This window comes from Gemmiger formicilis, assembly GCF_016901605.1.
GTDB classification, from domain to species: Bacteria; Bacillota; Clostridia; order Oscillospirales; family Ruminococcaceae; genus Gemmiger; species Gemmiger formicilis_B.
Genome location: NZ_JACJKP010000750.1, coordinates 1 through 223, shown reverse-complemented (window position 1 = coordinate 223; position 223 = coordinate 1). Strand labels below are relative to the sequence as shown.

Below are 223 nucleotides of genomic sequence, written 5' to 3'. Positions count from 1 at the left end.
CGGCATCATCATCAATAACCCTGAATTTGCCGATGTGCGCAGCCTGGAAGGCGTGGCGCCCACCAAGAAGCATGCAGTGTTCACCATCGCAGTGCCCACCACTGCCGGTACCGCCGCCGATGGTCACGATGCAGTCCGCTTCGGCGGCCTTGAAAGCGGCTACGCCGTCCTGCACATTCTGGATGGTGGGGTTGGGTTTGATGTCGCTGTAGAGGGCATAAGC

1 pseudogene is annotated in these 223 nt (G+C 60.1%); it reads left to right on the top strand.

Going from position 1 to position 223, the window contains the following annotated elements:
• Positions 1-121: pseudogene (locus tag H6B10_RS19110) on the top strand (lactaldehyde reductase); the annotation flags it as partial.
• Between the last annotated feature and the right edge of the window lie 102 nt (positions 122-223).